Genomic DNA, 17486 nt, shown 5'->3' with positions numbered 1-17486 from the left:
CGATGAAAGCCCATGAAATCGCTTACGGTCAGCGCCTGCTGCGCGGCCAGGCGCCGTCCTACGAGCGCCTGCAGGCGCGCCTGGCCGGCGACGGCAGCCAGCCCCACAACCAGCCGCGCGCAGTACATTGCGGCTGGGGCCGGCTGCTGATCGGCCACACCTACCCCAACCCGGCCGACCTGGCCGCCGACCTGCTGGAAGAACGCCCCGGCGAGCGCGATATCGCCCTGTACGTGGCCGCGCCGCAGCAGCTGCTGGCCCAGGCCCCGCAGCAACTGTTCCTCGACCCGTCCGACACCCTGCGCCTGTGGTTCACCGACTACCGCCCGGCGCAGCGGGTGTTCCGCGGCTTTCGCGTGCGCCGGGCGCAGAACCCGGGCGACTGGCAGGCGATCAACACCCTGTACCAGGCGCGCGGCATGTTGCCGGTGGACGCCGAGCTGCTTACGCCTCTGCACTTGGGCGGCCCGGCGTACTGGCTGGCCGAGGACGAAGACAGCGGCGCGGTAATCGGCAGTGTCATGGGCCTGAACCACGCCAAGGCGTTCGACGACCCCGAGCACGGCAGCAGCCTCTGGTGCCTGGCGGTAGACCCGCACTGCACCCGCCCCGGCGTGGGCGAGGTGCTGGTGCGCCATCTGATCGAACACTTCATGAGCCGCGGCCTGGCCTACCTGGACCTGTCGGTGCTGCACGACAACCGCCAGGCCAAGCGCCTTTACCAGAAGCTGGGTTTTCGCAACCTGCCGACCTTCGCGGTCAAGCGCAAGAACGGCATCAACGAACAGCTGTTTCTGGGGCCGGGGCCTCAAGCCGACCTCAACCCCTACGCACGCATCATCGTCGACGAAGCGCTGCGTCGAGGCATTGAGGTACAAGTGGACGATGCCGCTGGCGGCCTGTTCACCCTCAGCCTGGGCGGGCGCCGCATTCGCTGCCGTGAGTCGCTCAGCGACCTGACCAGCGCCGTGACCATGACCCTGTGTCAGGACAAGCGCCTTACCCAACATGCCTTGCACAATGCCGGGCTGCAGGTGCCGGCGCAGCAGCTGGCCGGCAATGCCGACGACAACCTGGCGTTTCTCGAAGAGCATGGCGCGGTGGTGGTCAAGCCGGTCGATGGCGAGCAAGGCCAGGGAGTGGCGGTGAACCTCACCTGCATCGACGACATCACCCAAGCCGTGGCGCATGCCCGCCAGTTCGACAGCCGCGTGTTGCTGGAAAGCTTCCATGCCGGGCATGACCTGCGCATCGTGGTGATCGGCTACGAAGTGGTGGCGGCAGCCATCCGTCACCCAGCGCAAGTGCTGGGCGATGGCAAGTACAGCATCCGCGAGCTGATCGATGCCCAGAGCCGTCGGCGCCAGGCCGCAACCGGTGGCGAAAGCCGCATTCCACTGGATGACGAAACCGAGCGCACCCTGCGCGCGGCGGGCTTTGGCTACGACGACGTGTTGCCCGCCGGCCAGCGCCTGGCCGTGCGACGCACCGCCAACCTGCACACCGGCGGCACCCTGGAAGACGTGACCGAACGCCTGCACCCGGTGCTGGCCGACGCCGCAGTGCGCGCTGCACGGGCGCTGGAGATCCCGGTGGTGGGGCTGGACTTCATGGTGCGTGATGCCGGGCAACCGGAGTACGTGATCATCGAGGCAAACGAGCGTGCCGGGTTGGCCAACCATGAACCGCAACCGACCGCCGAGCGCTTTATCGACCTGCTGTTTCCGCATAGCCGGCCTTTGGCGTAAAGGCTGATGGCCTCTTCGCGGGCTCGCCCGCTCCCACAGGTCCAGCACAGCCCTCGAGACTTGTGGGGTTCCTGTGGGAGCGGGCGTGCCCGCGAAGAGGCCGGCACAGGAGTAAAGGAGTCCCCAACCATGTCCGACCGACATCCCGAACCCGATCTCGACTACCTCAAGCGCGTGCTGCTGGAAATGCTCGCCATCCCCAGCCCCACCGGTTTCACCGACACCATCGTGCGCTATGTGGCCGAGCGCCTGGACGAGCTGGGCATCCCATTCGAGCTGACCCGCCGCGGCACCATCCGCGCCACCCTCAAGGGCCGCCAGACCTCGCCCGACCGCGCCGTGTCCGCTCACCTGGACACCATCGGCGCCAGCGTGCGCCAGTTGCAGGACAACGGCCGCCTGGCCCTGGCGCCGGTCGGTTGCTGGTCCAGCCGCTTCGCCGAAGGCAGCCGGGTCAGCGTGTTCACCGATACCGGCGTATACCGGGGCAGCGTGCTGCCGCTGATGGCCAGCGGGCATGCCTTCAACACCGCCATCGACCAGATGCCGGTCAGCTGGGAGCACGTTGAGGTACGCCTGGACGCCTACTGCGCCACCCGCGCCGACTGCGAGGCGCTGGGTGTAAGCATCGGTGATTTCGTTGCCTTCGACCCGCTGCCCGAATTCACCGAAAGCGGCCACATCAGCGCCCGCCACCTGGACGACAAGGCCGGCGTGGCAGCGCTGCTGGCGGCGCTGAAAGCCGTGGTGGAAAGCGGCCGCCAACCGTTGATCGACTGCCACCCGCTGTTCACCATCACCGAAGAGACCGGCTCGGGAGCGGCTGGCGCCCTGCCCTGGGACGTCAGCGAGTTCGTCGGCATCGACATCGCCCCGGTGGCGCCCGGGCAGGCCTCCAGCGAACATGCAGTGAGCGTGGCCATGCAGGACTCGTCGGGGCCTTACGACTACCACCTGTCCCGGCACCTGCTGAAACTGGCCGGCGACCACGACCTGCCGGTGCGGCGCGATCTGTTCCGCTACTACTTCAGCGATGCCCATTCGGCAGTGACGGCGGGGCACGATATTCGTACCGCGCTGGTAGCCTTTGGTTGCGATGCCACCCATGGCTACGAGCGAACACACATCGACAGCCTGGCGGCGTTGAGCCGCTTGTTGTCGGCGTACCTGCTGAGCCCGCCGGTGTTTGCCAGTGATTCGCAGCCGGCCAATGCATCGTTGGAGCGCTTCAGCCACCAGCTGGAACATGATGCACAGATGGAAAGCGATACGCGGGTGCCGGCGGTGGATAGCCTGGTTGGCAACAAGGGCTGAGGGCCCTGGGGGCTGCTTTGCAGCCCAATCGCCGGCAAGCCAGCTCCCACAGGATCACCACAGGCCCAGGCTTTGTGCTGTCCCTGTGGGAGCTGGCTTGCCGGCGATTGGGCCGCAACGCGGCCCCAAAATCCCGAATGTTTCGCGTAGCATGCCCCCACCAACACCTAGGCAACGCCCACCATGCTGATCCCCTACGACCAACTGCAAGCCGAAACCCTGACCCGCCTGATCGAGGACTTCGTCACCCGTGACGGTACCGACAACGGCGACGACACCCCGCTGGAAACCCGCGTGCTGCGGGTGCGCCAGGCATTGGCCAAGGGCCAGGCGTTCATCCTGTTCGACCCGGAAAGCCAGCAGTGCCAGTTGCTGGCCAAGCATGATGTGCCCCGCGAGCTGCTCGACTAACAGGTCTGACCTCTTCGCGGGCTCGCCCGCTCCCACAGGAATTTCACAAGTCTTGAGGGCGGTGCAGTACCTGTGGGAGCGGGCGTGCCCGCGAAGAGGCCGGCACAGGCAACATCAAACCCTGCGGGCCTTGGCCTGCTGCCCTTCCTTGATGCGCTTGTACACCTCGGCCCGATGCACCGGCACTTGCCGCGGTGCATCCACGCCAAAGCGCACCACCCCGTCCCGCGTCTCCACGACCATGATCCGAATGTCATCACCAATCACGATGATCTCTCCCACTTCGCGCCCTATTACCAGCATGCTCCGATCCTCCAGCGAAAGGGAAAACCGGAGCCTGCCTTGACGGCATAGGGCTACTCAATAGTTCTGCCGTGTTTCAGAAGCGCCCTACATTTCCAGGTAATTTTCCTTACAGACGAATCATCGCGACTGAGCCTTGGCCCGCATTTTCACCGCCATTTCGGCCATCTCGTCGTACAGCCGCTCAGGGGCCTGGCGCTTCAGTTGCCAGGCCTGGCGCCCGGCCTCATGGGGCAGGATCAGGAACTCGCCAGCGGCAACCTGCCGGTGGATGTACTCGGCGATGTCCGCCGCATTGATCGGCGAGCCTTCAAGCAGCTTGCCAACCTGGGCTTTCATCGCCGGGTTCGGCCCGCGGAACGAGTCCAGCAGGTTGGTCTGGAAGAAAGACGGGCACACCACGTGCACCGCCACTTCCAGTTCGCGTAGCTCGACCAGCAGGCTTTCCGACAGGGCCAGTACGCCGGCCTTGGCCACGTTGTAGTTGCTCATGCCCGGCCCCTGCATCAGCGCAGCCATCGAGGCGATGTTGATGATCCGCCCCTTGCTGCGCTCCAGCAGCGGCAGAAAGGCCTTGCAGCCCTTGACCACGCCCATCAGGTTGACCGCGATCTGCCAGTCCCAGTCCTCCAGCGACAGTTCAGCGAAGAACCCGCCCGAAGCAACGCCGGCGTTATTGACGACCACATCGATACCACCGAACTGCTCGGTGCAGGCCTGGGCCAGGGCGGTGAGCTGGCTGTAGTCGCGCACGTCGCAACGCTGGGCAAAGCCATCGCCACCGGCTGCGCGGGCCAGCTCCAGGGTTTCGCGCAGGCCGGCTTCGTTGACATCGGCCAGCGCCAGGCGCCAGCCCTCGCGCGCCCAGCGCAGGGCGATCTCGCGACCGAGGCCGGACCCGGCGCCGGTGATCATGATGCGGTTTTGCATGGTGGCTGGCCTTGTTCTGCTGACTGGTGAAAGGAGTCTAAACAAGGGGCCGGGTAGCAGCAGGGTTTATCAGGGTAGTGAATGGAGGGGCATGACTGTGTGGATAGCCTGCACTGGCCCCTTCGCGGGCTTGCCCGCTCCCACAGCTGCCCTCAGGCCTGTGATGATCCTGTGGGAGCGGGCAAGCCCGCGAAGGGGCCGGTACAGGCAGCACACAAATGGAATCTTTGACACTTACCACCAGTCCTTACTTACAAGAGGCCAGCAGTCCGAGGCCCTTGACCCTCAACCACGCAAGGACTCCGTCATGACCACGATCCTCATCATCATCCTGATCCTTCTGCTGATTGGTGGCTTACCGGTCTTCCCGCACTCGCGCAGCTGGGGCTATGGCCCGTCCGGCATCATCGGCGTGGTGCTGGTGGTCCTGTTGGTGTTGTTGTTGCTCGGCATGATATGACCCCGCCACGCCCTGCCCGGCCTGGCGCGCCAGCTGCCGTTCGAGGCGCCGCATGGCGTCGCCCATGGCACGTACCGCCAGGCCGAGCGCAGCGCGCTCCACCGGCTGGGCGTGGCAACACCGTTCGACCTGCTCGCACAGGGCAACCAGGGCACCGGCGCGGACAATGCGTGCGCCGCCCTTTACCCGATGGGCCAGGCCGGCGATGGCCTCTGGCGCATCGCCGAGGCTTTCCAGGCGCTGCAGGTCCTCACGATTGCTGGCGCGCAGATCGCCCAGCAGCGCCTTCAGCGCAGCTTCGTCGTTGCCCACCAGGTGCCTCAGGTGCTGCAGGTCGAGCAGGCTGCTGCCGTCATCGGGTTCCGGCACTGGCCGTGCGCTGATCAGGGCCTGGGTCAGGCTGTCGAGGTCCAGGGGCTTGAACAGGCAATCATCCATCCCCGCCTCGCAGCTGCGCCTGCGATCGACCTCCTGGGCGCTGGCGGTCAGGCCGATCAACCGGCAACGCGGGCGCCCGCTGCGGCGCTCGTGCTCGCGGATGGCTCGGGCCAGTCCGTCGCCATCCAGCCTCGGCATGTTGCAGTCACTGATGACCACATCGAAATGCTCCTTCAACCACAGGCGCAAGGCCTGTGCGCCATCTTCCGCCACCCGGGCCTGGTGGCCGAGATAATCCAGCTGCTGCGCCAACAGCAGCCGGTTGGCCGGATAGTCGTCCACCACCAATACCCGCAGCCGCGCGCCTGGTTCGACATCCGGCAAGGACGATGTGCCAGGTGGCGCTCCCGCGCTCGGCAACAACGGTAACTTGAGCTCCACCTGCACCTCGGTGCCCTCCCCTAGCGTGCTGCGCAGCTGTAACTTGCCGCCCATCAACTGGCACAAGCTGCGACTGATGTTCAAACCCAGGCCCGTGCTGGCACGTGGCGACTGGCGCTGGTTGCTGGCCTGCCTGAACGGCTCGCCGAGTGCCGCCAGCTCGCTGGCGGCGATGCCCACGCCACTGTCCTTGACCCGCAGCACGATATCGAGCTGCCCGTCTACCGGAGCCGCCTGCAGGCTGACCACGATGCGCCCGCGCTGGGTGAACTTGATCGCGTTGCTCAGCAGATTGGCCAGCACCTGCTTGAAACGCAGGGGGTCGAGCATGACCTCGGCTCCCACTGCCCCACTCAGCTGCATCTGCAACTCCAGGCCTTTGCCACGGGCCAGTTGCTCGAACAGTTGCACCACCCGCCCGACCAGCTCGCTCACGCGTACCCGTTGTGGCGAAAGCTGCAGATGGCCCGTTTCGATGCGGGTGATGTCGAGTATGTCGCCAATCAGCTCTTTCAACCCGCGCGCCGCCTCGGTAGCCACCTCGATGGCCAGGCGATCGAGCACACCTTGCGCGGCCTTGCGCTGGGCCAGCTCGAGCATGCCCAGCACCGCATGCAACGGCGTGCGGATCTCGTGGCTGATGGTGGCGAGAAATTCGGTCTTGGCCTGGTTGGCCGCATCTGCCGCACGCTTGGCCCGCCGCAACCGTACCTGCAGCCGGCCCAGGTAGCGAATCCACAGCAAGGCCATCAGCAGCAGGCACAGGGCAATGCCAAAGCCGATCAGGATTTTGCCGCGCAAGCGCGGCCATGCGCCGTCGGGGACGATCATCGGGTTGCGCCAGCGGCGCACCAGCGCATTGGTCTCGTGCGGCGCAAGGCTGAGCAACGCGCTGTCGATGATGCCCAGCAGCTCGCTGGCACCCCGGGCCCCGGCCAGGGCGAAGTGCGCTGGCGGCAGGGCCAGGCTGGCACTGACCTGCAACTGCCCGGGGTACCAGCGGGCGACCAGTGGCCGGGCGTCGTCAAGGGTCAGCAAGGCCGCGTCCACCCGGCCATCGGCAACCGCGTGCAGGGCCTCCAGCGGGCCGTGCAGCAAGTGCTGGCGCACCTGCGGATATAGTTCCCGCAGCAGTTCGACCATTGCACTGCCCCAGACCAGCGCCACCTGCCGCCCGGCCAGTTGCTCGAGGCTGGCCGGCGCCTGGGCGCCCGTGCGGCTGACCAATACCCGCGAAGCACTGAGGTAGGCACGGCTGAAATCCAGTCGCTGCGTCAGGCTGTCGCTGTAGGGCAGCCCGGCAATCAGCTGCGCCTTGCCCTGGGTTACCTGGCCGATCATTTGCTCCACGCCCGCCCCTGACTGCACGTCGAACTCAAGGCCGGTACGCCGGGTGATCAGTTGCAGCACATCGAGGGTGAGGCCGCGCAACTGGCCCTTGCTGTCGCGATAGCTCAGCGGCAGCACTTGCTCGTCCACCAACACCCGCACCTTCGGGTTGGCAGCCAGCCAGCGCTGCTGAGCCTCGCTCAAGTGCACCGCCTGGCGCGAACGCGCGCCGCTCGCCAGCGGGCTCCAGCGCGCCTGTATGCGTGCACGCTGGTTCGCGCTGATACCCGCCAGCACAGTGTCCACCAGCCGCGGCAGGGGCGTACCGTTGTCGAGCATGGCAAAGCCGATGCCCTGGCGCGGCAGGTCCGCATGGCCGATTTCCTCCACACCGCTGAATGGGCTGCGCCCCTGTACGTAACGTGCGACCAGTGCATTTCCCAGGTACAGGTCGGCCTGGCCGAGGGCCAGCGCGGCAAGGGCACTGAACGCGGTGGGGTGTACCTGAAGGTTGGCCTTCGGGTAGTACTGGCTGACCTGCTCCGCTGTTCGGTAGCCATCCACCATTACCAGCCGCAGCCGCTCGGTGCCCTCGATGTCGACCTTGCGCTCCTGGGCCAACAGCAAGGGGTGGTCCTCGGCGTAGGGTGACGACAGGTGCAAGCCGGCCTGCTGCGCCTGCTGAGTGGTGACCGAACCGAGCATGTCGACCCTGCCCTCGTGCAACGCTGCGACCGCCGCCTCGAACGAGTCGAACACCTGTACCTGCATGTCCAGGTGCAGATGTTCGGCCACCAGCCCCGCGTAGTCGGCCGTGATCCCCTCGTAGGCACGCCCGTTGCCGAGCACATCCAGCGGCGGCTGGTCGCTGCCCAGCACCCCAAGGCGCAACACCCGTTGCTGCCACAGCCAGCGCAGGTCACTGCCGGCCGGCTCCGCACGTGGCCCCTCGAAGGTAGCGCGGCCATGGAATACGGGCACAGCCAGGCCCGGCAGGGGAAATACACAGCACAACAACAGCAGCCAGATTGCACGCACGGTTCAGATCAGCTGGTTGCGACGAGCGAAATCCGCCATGTCGATAAGCGAGTTCAGGCGCAATTTTTCCAGCAGGCGCCCCTTGTAGGTGCTGACGGTCTTGTTGCTCAGCAGCATGGCCTCGCCGACTGCCTTGTTGCTCAGGCCACGGGCCAGGTGCTGCAGGATCATCAGCTCGCGGTCGCTGAGGCTGGCGATGCGCTGGGCGTCGGTGGCATGCAGTTCGTGGCTGTGCACCGAACTCATGACCACGTCGGGGAAATAGGTAAACCCGGACAGCACCGCACGTACCGCCTTGTTCAGCTCGCCCAGGTCGTTGGTCTTGGAGACGAAACCGGCAGCCCCGGCCTGCATGCAGCGCAGGGAATAGGCCTCTGCCAGGTGCGAGGTCAGCACCAGGGTCTTGACCGGGCGCTCGAGGCGCTTGACCCGGGCGATCACCTCCATGCCGTCGAGCCCGGGCAGGCTGATGTCGAGGATGATGATATCGGGGGCCAGCTCGCGCGCCATGCGCACCGCATCGATGCCGTTGTCGGTCTGGCCGATGACCTGCAGGCGCTCCTGGCGCAACAGCATGCACACCGTGGAGCGGATGAAGGGGTGGTCGTCGACGACCAGTGCTCTATGCATCGCCCACCTCGCCTGGCTGATACGCTGCTGCAGCGGGGCTCATCCTTCCAGCACCATGGCCTTGCGCTCGCTCCCTTCCTGCAGCTCGAACTGGTGCACCTTGGCGGCCTGGCCTTCGAACTTGCGGGTGCGCCCGGGTAGCAGATGGTGCTTGGTGGCCGGCTCGCAAACCTGATCCTGGGCCTGGCATTGGCGGAAGTGGTCGAGCACCACGGTGGCGTTACCCTGGTTGGTCACGGTCAACGCGCCAGCCTGACGACGGATCGGCGTTTCATAGCGGGTCTGGTCGGGGCGCACGAACAGCAGCGTGCCGTAGCCGGCCAGCAGGTTGACGCCGGCCTTGAGGCTGTCGCGGTACTGCTCGGCTTCGGCTTCGCTGACGGCAAAGCCGTCGCCCAGCTCCGGCAACACCGGGATGAAACGCAGGCGGTAGTAGCGCTCCTTGTCACGCTCGCCGCGGTACAACAGGCGTACTGCCTGCATACCACGCGCCGGCACGATCAGCCGTGCCGGGCTGACCACCAGGCCCCGCTGCTCCAGGGCCAGGCCGTCGAGGGGCACTTCGCGAGGGGCGGCGCTGCCGTCATACACCAGCTCGACCACGCTGACCTTGACGAAGGCAGTGGAATCACCGCCATTGCGTACGCGCTTGAGCAAGGTGCTCTTGCCCTCCTCCAGGTAATCGTAGAGCCCGCCGACGTTCAGCTCCGGCGCTGCATGGGCCATGCACGGCAACAGCGCCAAAGCCAGGCAGAAATAGCGAAGTGGTTTCACGACAGAGTCCTCATAGCAGAAAGCCCTTGATAGCCAATCAGCATCAATGGATCGATTGTGGTCTTTTGCTCGCACGCAAAATGCAGGAAATTTCCCTATCGCTTGAGGAAACTTCCTAAAGACAAGCTTCCGGTCATAGTTCTGCGTCAAACACCACCGTCACCAGGCCCTCATAGCGGCTGCCGGGGTGGCCCAGCATGGCCTTGACATCTTCTGGGCCCACCGTGAAATGCAACTGCCCGGGGCGGTTGAGTACCGGTGTCACCGATTCGAACGCCAATGCCGCGGCACGGCCGGTGGGCAGTTCCAGCCTCTGTACCGGCTTGCCCTGGTGCTGAATGCCCCCCGGCAGGCTCAAGGCAATGGCGACTGGCACGCTATGGTTGTCGCTACTGCGGATGGCGCATCCACTGCCCTGGTATTGCTGGCAAAGCTTGTAGACCTTGAACGGGCCTGTGGACCAGAGCCGAAACGGAACATCCCGCTGTAACCGCTGGGGCGCGCCCCGGCCTCCCAGCCAGGCACTCCACCCACCTGGCGGCTCCAGCACGGCCCGGTCTGACCCAGGGGGAAACTCGAAGACGAAGGCATGCTGCACATCGAGTTCAAAGTTCAATGTGAGGCTATTGCCATTGATAGCGCTGACACCATTGCCGAAGTCGAAATCGCCACCTGGCCCGATGCTGTAGGTCAGGCTACCGGTATAAAAGCCGGGCTTCATTCGACTGGGTTCGGGCATGGTCAGCCGATACGCGATGCCCATGTTGCTGACCGAAGTCTTGACCGTATACCCAGTCGACATCGCATCATGAATGGAGTAGCAACCGGCAGGTGACTTCGGGTCGCGTACCAGCCACAGATAATGCGTGGCATAAGGGCGGCTGGCATAGCCGAATGTCTGCCGATACGAACAGCCTCCCCTGACGTTGTAGGTCCACACAGGATTGACGCGTAATTCGGGCGTGCCCTGAACCTGTTGACTGACGCCAAGAAACTCGAAGTTCAGGCGATGGGACTCTCCGGTAGTACTGTTGAACACGTCCACCGTCCGGGCTGAAGGCAACTGAACGTAGAAATGGTCACGTACATCGCCGCTGTTCTTGATTGTCGTGCGGTCGTAGGTGATGGGAAGCTGCATGGCACGCATTTCCCGGCAGTCTGCAGACCAGCGCTGGCAGTAGGCCGCCAGCGGGGTGGTGTTCTCGAAGCGTCCCGAAGCATCCCCAAGGTACTCGGCGCTGACGAGCGCTTCCAGGGCGACAGCCTCTCGCCCGGCAGCGGCCAGGCCAAGCAACAGCCATAACCCCCAGGACAGTCGGGACGCCCCTCTGTTGTTCAGGCACTCGCTCAACCCTTGTCCTCCATTTGTACCGACCCGATCCGAGCGATATTGCCCGGCTCACAAGCCAGGTCGCCTGCCAGCAATACATCGCCCTCGCGTTCGAGTTGCGTCAGCGCCAGTTCAAGCAGGCACAGCGCCTGCCCTCCCTTGCGCACCTCCAGCGTCGGCGTTGACTCACTCATTTCCACGGCAAAATGCCCTCCAGCTTCACTGACGCCACGACTGGCGTGATTGAGCACCTGCGCGCCCTGCATCGGCTGGCCATGGCGGTCAAGCAGGCGCCCCAGCACAGTCACCGTGCGCATCACCCGCAACTTGCGATAACCCACGCCTCCGCGGTTGAGGTGGTAGTCGAAGCTGGTCGGCTGGATCACCGCCGCCGCTTCGGTATCGCCGTCGAGATCGAACTGCACGTAGCCGGATTTGTAGGCCCCAACCGGGATCAGGTTGCGACCGGGGTGCAGCGTGGCACTCAGCCCGTACTGGTCGTCGGCACGCAGGGCCAGGCCGTCGATGTCGCTCTCGACATCGACGATCAGCCCGGCATCGTGGGGCAGGTACTGGCCGGTCATGGCCAGCTTGCCCTCGCCCACGGCAACGATGCTCTGCAGGTTGAGGCCGGCGCTGATCTCACCGTTGTAGGACGAACTCTGCGCATAGGCATCGCCATACAGCACCTCGTTCTGGAACTGGGCATCGCCACCGAAACCGGCGCCATAACGGTCCGCCGTCACGGTACCGCCAAGGCTGCGCACAACACCCAGGTCGACGTCGCGCTGGTAGGACAATGAGGCATTCTGGTCACGCCCGCCATCATGGGAGGTGCGGCTGCCGATGCTGGCGGCAATGCGCTCGCCGGGGCCACCCAGGCTCATGCTCACGGTCAGGTTGACGCCACGGCTGCGCGTGTCGCCGCTGCTGCGGGTGCCGGGGCGGTCGAACAGGCTCAGGCGCCAGTTGGCGTCGGAACCCAGCAACTTGCCGTAGTACGACCAGCCCAGGTCGATGCCGACGCCGTCGGCTGCGCCCGAGCTGTGGGCCAGCCGAATGGTGGCAGTACTGCGGTTGTTCAGGCGGTGGGTCAACAACATGGAGGTCTGGCTCTGTTCCTCGTAGCGCACGAATTGGCTGTGGGTCGGGCGCCTGACGGTTTCCAGCCAGGAACGGCTGTGGCTGAACACCAGCGAGCCCAGATCATGGTTGTGGATCACCTGCAGGTCGTAGCCATTGCCCTGGTCTTCGGTGCGGTAGAGGTTGCCGTAGAACTTGAGGCGGTCGAGCACGTCCCAGTCCAGCGAGGTGCCGTACTGCATGGCTTCGTCCACCTGCTGCACGGACAGACCGAGGATTGCCCGCGGGTGCAGCAGGTAGTTGGCAATGACACCGGCGCTGAGGCTGTCGGCATGGTCTTCGTCCCAGTTGCTGAGCAGGCTGGCCTGCTGGCCGAGGTACAGGTTGTAGCGCCAGCGGCTGTCGGGGTTGCGCCAGCTGTTGGGCTTGTAGACGAACTCTTCGGTGCGGGCGGTTTCCTGGCCATCTTCCAGCAGGCGCACTTCGACCTGATAGATGCCGCCTGGCAACACCCGGGTATCCAGGGTCTGCAAGCCAGGCTGCACCGGCTGGCTGTTGATCAGCGAGCCATTGCGGTAGATCTCCACCACGCCGGGGCGGTTGGGGGTGACGTAGATTGGCGTCGAACTGGGCTGGCCATTGTCGATCAGCAGGCTGTCGCTGCTGCCGAACATCAGGCCAAGCGTGGTATCGGGGCTCTGCCCGAGCAGCCGCGGCTGTCGGGTCAGGCCCTGCACGCCCGGGGTGAAGTAGCCCAGGCGAAAGAAATGTTCATCGTGCAGGCGCTCGGCGTACAGCTGGCTGACCCGGTGGCGGGTCTGCTGGTTGCTCGCACTGCCACGGTCGAACTGGGCATCGCCCAGGGTAGTCCAGTTGCCCAGGCTGCCCTGGCCTGCCAGAGAAAACAGGCCACTGGTATCGCGGCCATCGCTGACCAGGTTGAGCTGGTTGCGCAGCAGCAGCCCGCCGCCCTGGTCGGGCAAGGCATGGTAGCGCGGTGCGTCGCCGGCCAGCTCGGCGGCATGGGTAAGCAAGGAAAGCTGCGAGTTGACCAGGCTGTAGTGGATAGCGCGCAAGCCATCCGGGCAGTCGCGCTTGCAGTCGCCCAGGGGGCGGCCCGATGCCAGGCGCTCCTGCCAGCGGCGGCGCAGGGTTTCTGGCTCGCGGCTGTCGAAATGGTCGGTGAACTCCAGCAGTTGCACGCGCTCGTCGCGGCTGAGCACCACCATGGCATCGCCCAGGTAGCGGCCATCCAGATCCACCCGCACCGCCAGCGGCACGTCGAAAAAGTGCTCTTCAAACTCCCGTGGCAGCCCCTGGGCCTGGCTGACCACGCCCATAGCATTCTCAGAAGCCAGGGCAGCGACCGGGAGCACGGCAAAGCATGCGGTCAACAGCAAAGTCTTTGTAGTTGAGGAAAAGGCCATGACCCTGTCTGCAAGCAAGACGCCGCCTTCACCCCCGGCGCGACCCAAGGGGTGAAGATGAGCAACAACGGATGAGGGGATAAGAAACGTAGGACGAATCAGGGCGCGGCGGTTTCGAACATCATGCTGACCAGGCCCTGGTAGTTGCCTGGCTTGTAGCCACCGGCCGGAACCTGCGCGGCAACTTCGAAGTCGACGATGGCACCCGGCGCAGCCTCGGTCTCGGTGAGGATTTCTGCAGCGCTGGTGGTGAGAATGGTGGTGCCGATCTTCACGTCCAGGTCGATGGCGTCGAGGCCACTGCTGACCACGGCCGGCGACAGCAGGTGGGCAGTGATCGGGCCGATGGTGCTCTTGGCCTGCAGCTGCTTGCGAACGGGGGTCAGGTTGCCTTGAAACGAGTTCCAGGCCATCTCTTGCGGGTCGTTCATCCAGTTGCCGCCGACGGGTTCGACGTAGAAGTTGGCGGTGGGCACGGTGGCAGTGATGAGCACCTGTTTCTCGATCGGGTCACCGGCCATGGCCTGGCCGGCAACGAGTGCAACGAAGGGAAGTGCCAGCATGAATGCTTTCACGAATAGATCTCCTGGAAACCTGTAGACATAAGCTTTGATTGAGAGTCAATCAGGCAAAGCGCCGTTGACAGGTTGGATTATTCGCACTTACCCACAAGGAAAATACGGGAACCCTCCGAGCGAATTGTTGAAATTTCCCAACGACATCCCGCCTGGTGTGCCGGACAGCAAAACGCCCCGGCAAGCGGGGCGTTTTGCTGAAGCGTCAGTGCCAGATCAGTGGGATACCGCCCCGCTGGCGCCCAGGCCAGTCTGCGAACGCACGAACTGCGGGAAGAACAGCGCACGTTCGTCTTCGGCAGCCTTGGACTTGTCGGTGACCGAGAAGAACCAGATACCGACGAAGGCGATCAGCATCGAGAACAGCGCCGGGTACTCGTACGGGTAGATCGGCTTCTCGTGGCCGAGGATCTGCACCCAGATGGTCGGGCCGAGGATCATCAGCGTCACCGCGCTCACCAGGCCCAGCCAGCCGCCGATCATCGCACCGCGGGTGGTCAGCTTCTTCCAGTACATCGAGAGCAGCAGTACCGGGAAGTTGCAGCTGGCCGCGATGGAGAACGCCAGGCCGACCATGAAGGCGATGTTCTGCTTCTCGAACAGGATACCCAGGCCGATCGCCAGTACGCCCAGGGCGACGGTGGTGATCTTCGACACGCGGATCTCGTCCTTGTCGTTGGCCTTGCCCTTGCGCCATACACTGGCGTACAGGTCGTGGGACACCGCTGAGGCACCGGCCAGGGTCAGGCCGGCGACCACCGCCAGGATGGTGGCGAAGGCAACAGCCGAGATGAAGCCGAGGAACACGCTGCCACCCACGGCGTTGGCCAGGTGCACCGCTGCCATGTTGTTGCCACCCAGCAGGGCGCCAGCGGCGTCCTTGAAGTCCGGGTTGGTGCTGACCAACAGGATGGCGCCAAAGCCGATGATGAAGGTGAGGATGTAGAAGTAGCCGATGAAGCCGGTGGCGTACAGCACGCTCTTGCGCGCTTCCTTGGCGTCACTGACGGTGAAGAAGCGCATCAGGATGTGCGGCAGGCCGGCGGTTCCGAACATCAACGCCAGGCCCAGCGAGAATGCCGAGATCGGGTCCTTGACCAGGCCGCCCGGGCTCATGATCGCCTCGCCCTTGGCGTGCACCTTGATTGCCTCGGAGAACAGGGTGTTGAAGTCGAAGCCCACGTGCTTCATCACCATCAGCGCCATGAAGCTGGCACCGGACAGCAGCAACACGGCCTTGATGATCTGTACCCAGGTAGTGGCCAGCATGCCGCCGAACAGTACATACAGGCACATCAGGATACCCACCAGGATCACCGCCACGTGGTAGTCCAGGCCGAACAGCAGCTCGATCAGCTTGCCGGCACCGACCATCTGCGCGATCAGGTAGAACGCCACCACCACCAGCGAACCGGAGGCCGACAGGGTGCGGATTTCCTTCTGCCCGAGGCGGTACGAGGCCACGTCGGCGAAGGTGTACTTGCCCAGGTTGCGCAGGCGTTCGGCGATCAGGAAGAGGATGATCGGCCAGCCGACCAGGAAGCCGATCGAATAGATCAAGCCATCGTAGCCAGAGGTGAACACAAGTGCAGAAATACCCAGGAACGAGGCGGCCGACATGTAGTCACCGGCAATCGCCAGGCCGTTCTGGAAGCCGGTGATCTTGCCACCGGCGGCGTAGTAGTCCGACGCCGACTTGTTGCGCTTGGAGGCCCAGTAGGTGATACCGAGGGTGAAGGCGACGAAGGCCACGAACATGGCGATCGCGGAGACGTTCAGCGGTTGCTTCTGCACCTCGCCGGTCAGGGCATCGGCGGCCCACACGGCGGGTGCGAAGGCTCCGCAGGCCAGTACGGCCAGGGCTTTGGCGTGGCGAATCATTGTTGCGCCTCCTTCAGGATGGCCTTGTTCAGCTCATCGAATTCGCCGTTGGCGCGGCGTACGTAGATGGCGGTCAGGACGAATGCCGAGACGATCAGGCCGACGCCCAGGGGGATGCCCCAGGTAATCGACGACTCAGGGCTGAGCTTGGTGCCCAGGATCTGAGGACCGTAGGCGATCAGGAGGATGAAGGCGCAGTACAGGCCGAGCATGATCGCCGAGAGAATCCAGGCGAACCGTTCGCGTTTGGTGACCAGCTCCTTGAAGCGGGGGCTGTTTTGTATCGAGAGGTAAATGCTGTCGTTCATTGTTTTTGTCCTAGCAGCACAGATAGGGGTGGAACCCACGACCCTTACTTTATGCGGCTATCGGACGCCAACCAGACGACCTTAGTCTTAGATGCAACGGTGTTTTACCGGTTGCGTAACAAAGTGATGGCCCATTCGCGGGCACGCCCGCTCCCACAGGGGCATCACCAGCCCGGAAGGCAGTGATATCCCTGTAGGAGCGGGTTCACCCGCGAAGCAGCAAAACTGGCCCTGACAGGTTGTTATTTGCCAGTCCACTCCTTCACGCGATCAGGGTGCTTGGCCACCCAGTCCTTGGCCGCCGCTTCAGGCTTGGCGCCTTCCTGGATAGCCAGCATCACTTCGCCAATCTCGTCCTTCGACTGCCAGTTGAACTTCTTCAGGAACTCCGCCACTTCCGGTGCCTTGGTGGCCAGTTCCTTGCTGCCGATGCTGTTCACGGTTTCCGCGGCGCCATACACGCCTTTCGGGTCTTCGAGGAACTTCAGCTTCCACTTGGCGAACATCCAGTGCGGTACCCAGCCGGTCACCGCAATCGACTGCTGCTTGGCATAGGCACGGCCCAGTTCTGCTGTCATCGCCGCGCCGGAACTGGCCTGCAGCTTGTAACCGGTCAGGTCGTAGTCCTTGATTGCCTGGTCGGTCTTGAGCATTACGCCGGAGCCGGCGTCGATGCCGACGATCTTCTGCTTGAAGGTGTCATCGGTCTTGAGGTCGGCGATGCTCACCGCCTTGACGTACTCAGGGACGATCAGGCCAATCTTGGCGTCCTTGAAGTTCGGGCCGTAGTCGACCACGTTGTCCTTGTTCTTGGCCCAGTACTCGCCATGGGTTACCGGCAACCAGGCCGACAACATGGCATCGAGCTTGCCGGTGGCCACGCCCTGCCACATGATCCCGGTGGCAACGGCCTGCAACTTCACGTCGTAGCCGAGTTTCTGCTTGATCACTTCGGCAGCCACGTTGGTGGTCGCCACGCTGTCAGCCCAACCATCCACGTAACCAATGCTGACTTCTTTGGCCATTGCCTGTGCCGCGCCCATGGCCAGTACCATGGCAGTACCCACACCCAGGAAACGTCGCATTTTTGTATTAGCAGCCATCAAAGCATCCCCTCGTCAGGTCT

General features: G+C 64.3%; 14 protein-coding genes and 1 pseudogene. 4 read left to right on the top strand and 11 right to left on the bottom strand.

The genetic code is table 11. The annotated features are described in order from the left end of the window. Positions 1-2 precede the first annotated feature (2 nt). The 3 genes from ngg to AC2T3R_RS06445 all read left to right on the top strand — a co-directional run bounded on the left by ngg (position 3) and on the right by AC2T3R_RS06445 (position 3473). A complete protein-coding gene (gene ngg / locus AC2T3R_RS06455; RefSeq protein ID WP_486744792.1) occupies positions 3-1748 on the top strand; it encodes an N-acetylglutaminylglutamine synthetase in 1746 nt (581 codons plus the stop codon). Between the two features lie 129 nt (positions 1749-1877). Further along, on the top strand, positions 1878-3062 hold the full coding sequence (locus AC2T3R_RS06450; RefSeq protein WP_085617662.1) for an osmoprotectant NAGGN system M42 family peptidase: 1185 nt from the start codon (positions 1878-1880) through the stop codon (positions 3060-3062). Between the two features lie 183 nt (positions 3063-3245). Next, on the top strand, positions 3246-3473 hold the full coding sequence (locus AC2T3R_RS06445; RefSeq protein WP_013971435.1) for a YheU family protein: 228 nt from the start codon (positions 3246-3248) through the stop codon (positions 3471-3473). A gap of 114 nt (positions 3474-3587) precedes the next feature. Here the strand turns inward: AC2T3R_RS06445 and csrA are convergent, their stop codons facing one another. Then, a complete protein-coding gene (csrA, locus tag AC2T3R_RS06440) occupies positions 3588-3776 on the bottom strand; it encodes a carbon storage regulator CsrA (RefSeq protein ID WP_025338083.1) in 189 nt (62 codons plus the stop codon). A gap of 120 nt (positions 3777-3896) precedes the next feature. Then, positions 3897-4706 carry an SDR family oxidoreductase gene (locus AC2T3R_RS06435; protein WP_486744791.1) on the bottom strand — a complete coding sequence of 270 codons (810 nt, stop codon included), beginning with the start codon at positions 4704-4706 and terminating at the stop codon, positions 3897-3899. 307 nt (positions 4707-5013) lie between these two features. Between AC2T3R_RS06435 and AC2T3R_RS06430 the strand changes: the two genes are divergently transcribed. Further along, positions 5014-5166: a DUF3309 family protein gene (locus AC2T3R_RS06430; RefSeq protein ID WP_013971433.1), complete on the top strand. Its 153-nt coding sequence runs from the start codon at positions 5014-5016 to the stop codon at positions 5164-5166. 111 nt (positions 5167-5277) lie between these two features. Here the strand turns inward: AC2T3R_RS06430 and AC2T3R_RS06425 are convergent. The 9 genes and pseudogenes from AC2T3R_RS06425 to AC2T3R_RS06385 all read right to left on the bottom strand — a co-directional run. After that, positions 5278-8163, bottom strand: a pseudogene (locus AC2T3R_RS06425) (ATP-binding protein); the annotation flags it as partial. Positions 8164-8355: 192 nt separating this feature from the next. Next, on the bottom strand, positions 8356-8982 hold the full coding sequence (locus AC2T3R_RS06420) for a response regulator transcription factor (protein ID WP_096010053.1): 627 nt from the start codon (positions 8980-8982) through the stop codon (positions 8356-8358). A 39-nt stretch (positions 8983-9021) separates the two neighbouring features. After that, complete coding sequence (locus AC2T3R_RS06415; RefSeq protein WP_096010084.1) at positions 9022-9708, bottom strand: pilus assembly protein; 687 nt, start codon at positions 9706-9708, stop codon at positions 9022-9024. A 181-nt stretch (positions 9709-9889) separates the two neighbouring features. Then, positions 9890-11107, bottom strand: a complete 1218-nt coding sequence (locus AC2T3R_RS06410) for a hypothetical protein (RefSeq protein WP_410951996.1) — start codon at positions 11105-11107, stop codon at positions 9890-9892. Then, on the bottom strand, positions 11104-13509 hold the full coding sequence (locus tag AC2T3R_RS06405) for a TcfC E-set like domain-containing protein (RefSeq protein WP_486744790.1): 2406 nt from the start codon (positions 13507-13509) through the stop codon (positions 11104-11106). The genes AC2T3R_RS06410 and AC2T3R_RS06405 overlap by 4 nt, the downstream gene beginning before the upstream one ends. Before the next feature lie 185 nt (positions 13510-13694). Continuing rightward, positions 13695-14171 (bottom strand): CS1 type fimbrial major subunit, encoded by a 477-nt coding sequence (locus tag AC2T3R_RS06400; RefSeq protein WP_096010055.1) that lies wholly within the window; start codon positions 14169-14171, stop codon positions 13695-13697. Between the two features lie 216 nt (positions 14172-14387). Continuing rightward, complete coding sequence (locus AC2T3R_RS06395) at positions 14388-16052, bottom strand: cation acetate symporter (RefSeq protein WP_013971432.1); 1665 nt, start codon at positions 16050-16052, stop codon at positions 14388-14390. Beyond that, complete coding sequence (locus tag AC2T3R_RS06390) at positions 16049-16360, bottom strand: DUF485 domain-containing protein (protein WP_003260090.1); 312 nt, start codon at positions 16358-16360, stop codon at positions 16049-16051. Before AC2T3R_RS06390 ends, AC2T3R_RS06395 begins: the two co-directional genes overlap by 4 nt. Before the next feature lie 242 nt (positions 16361-16602). Next, positions 16603-17463: a glycine betaine ABC transporter substrate-binding protein gene (locus tag AC2T3R_RS06385; protein ID WP_054573879.1), complete on the bottom strand. Its 861-nt coding sequence runs from the start codon at positions 17461-17463 to the stop codon at positions 16603-16605. Positions 17464-17486: the final 23 nt, after the last annotated feature.

The sequence above is a fragment of the Pseudomonas sp. PVC-5-1 genome (genome assembly GCF_057444345.1).
This window is presented reverse-complemented; position numbering and strand designations above follow the sequence as displayed.

What these genes read in the sequence shown, in the direction of transcription:
- ngg (WP_486744792.1), top strand. Translation starts at nt 3, where the DNA reads ATGAAAGCCCATGAAATCGCTTACGGTCAGCGCCTGCTGCGCGGCCAG.
- AC2T3R_RS06450 (WP_085617662.1), top strand. Translation starts at nt 1,878, where the DNA reads ATGTCCGACCGACATCCCGAACCCGATCTCGACTACCTCAAGCGCGTG.
- AC2T3R_RS06445 (WP_013971435.1), top strand. Translation starts at nt 3,246, where the DNA reads ATGCTGATCCCCTACGACCAACTGCAAGCCGAAACCCTGACCCGCCTG.
- csrA (WP_025338083.1), bottom strand. Translation starts at nt 3,776, where the DNA reads ATGCTGGTAATAGGGCGCGAAGTGGGAGAGATCATCGTGATTGGTGAT.
- AC2T3R_RS06435 (WP_486744791.1), bottom strand. Translation starts at nt 4,706, where the DNA reads ATGCAAAACCGCATCATGATCACCGGCGCCGGGTCCGGCCTCGGTCGC.
- AC2T3R_RS06430 (WP_013971433.1), top strand. Translation starts at nt 5,014, where the DNA reads ATGACCACGATCCTCATCATCATCCTGATCCTTCTGCTGATTGGTGGC.
- AC2T3R_RS06420 (WP_096010053.1), bottom strand. Translation starts at nt 8,982, where the DNA reads ATGCATAGAGCACTGGTCGTCGACGACCACCCCTTCATCCGCTCCACG.
- AC2T3R_RS06415 (WP_096010084.1), bottom strand. Translation starts at nt 9,708, where the DNA reads ATGGCCCATGCAGCGCCGGAGCTGAACGTCGGCGGGCTCTACGATTAC.
- AC2T3R_RS06405 (WP_486744790.1), bottom strand. Translation starts at nt 13,509, where the DNA reads ATGGGCGTGGTCAGCCAGGCCCAGGGGCTGCCACGGGAGTTTGAAGAG.
- AC2T3R_RS06395 (WP_013971432.1), bottom strand. Translation starts at nt 16,052, where the DNA reads ATGATTCGCCACGCCAAAGCCCTGGCCGTACTGGCCTGCGGAGCCTTC.
- AC2T3R_RS06390 (WP_003260090.1), bottom strand. Translation starts at nt 16,360, where the DNA reads ATGAACGACAGCATTTACCTCTCGATACAAAACAGCCCCCGCTTCAAG.
- AC2T3R_RS06385 (WP_054573879.1), bottom strand. Translation starts at nt 17,463, where the DNA reads ATGGCTGCTAATACAAAAATGCGACGTTTCCTGGGTGTGGGTACTGCC.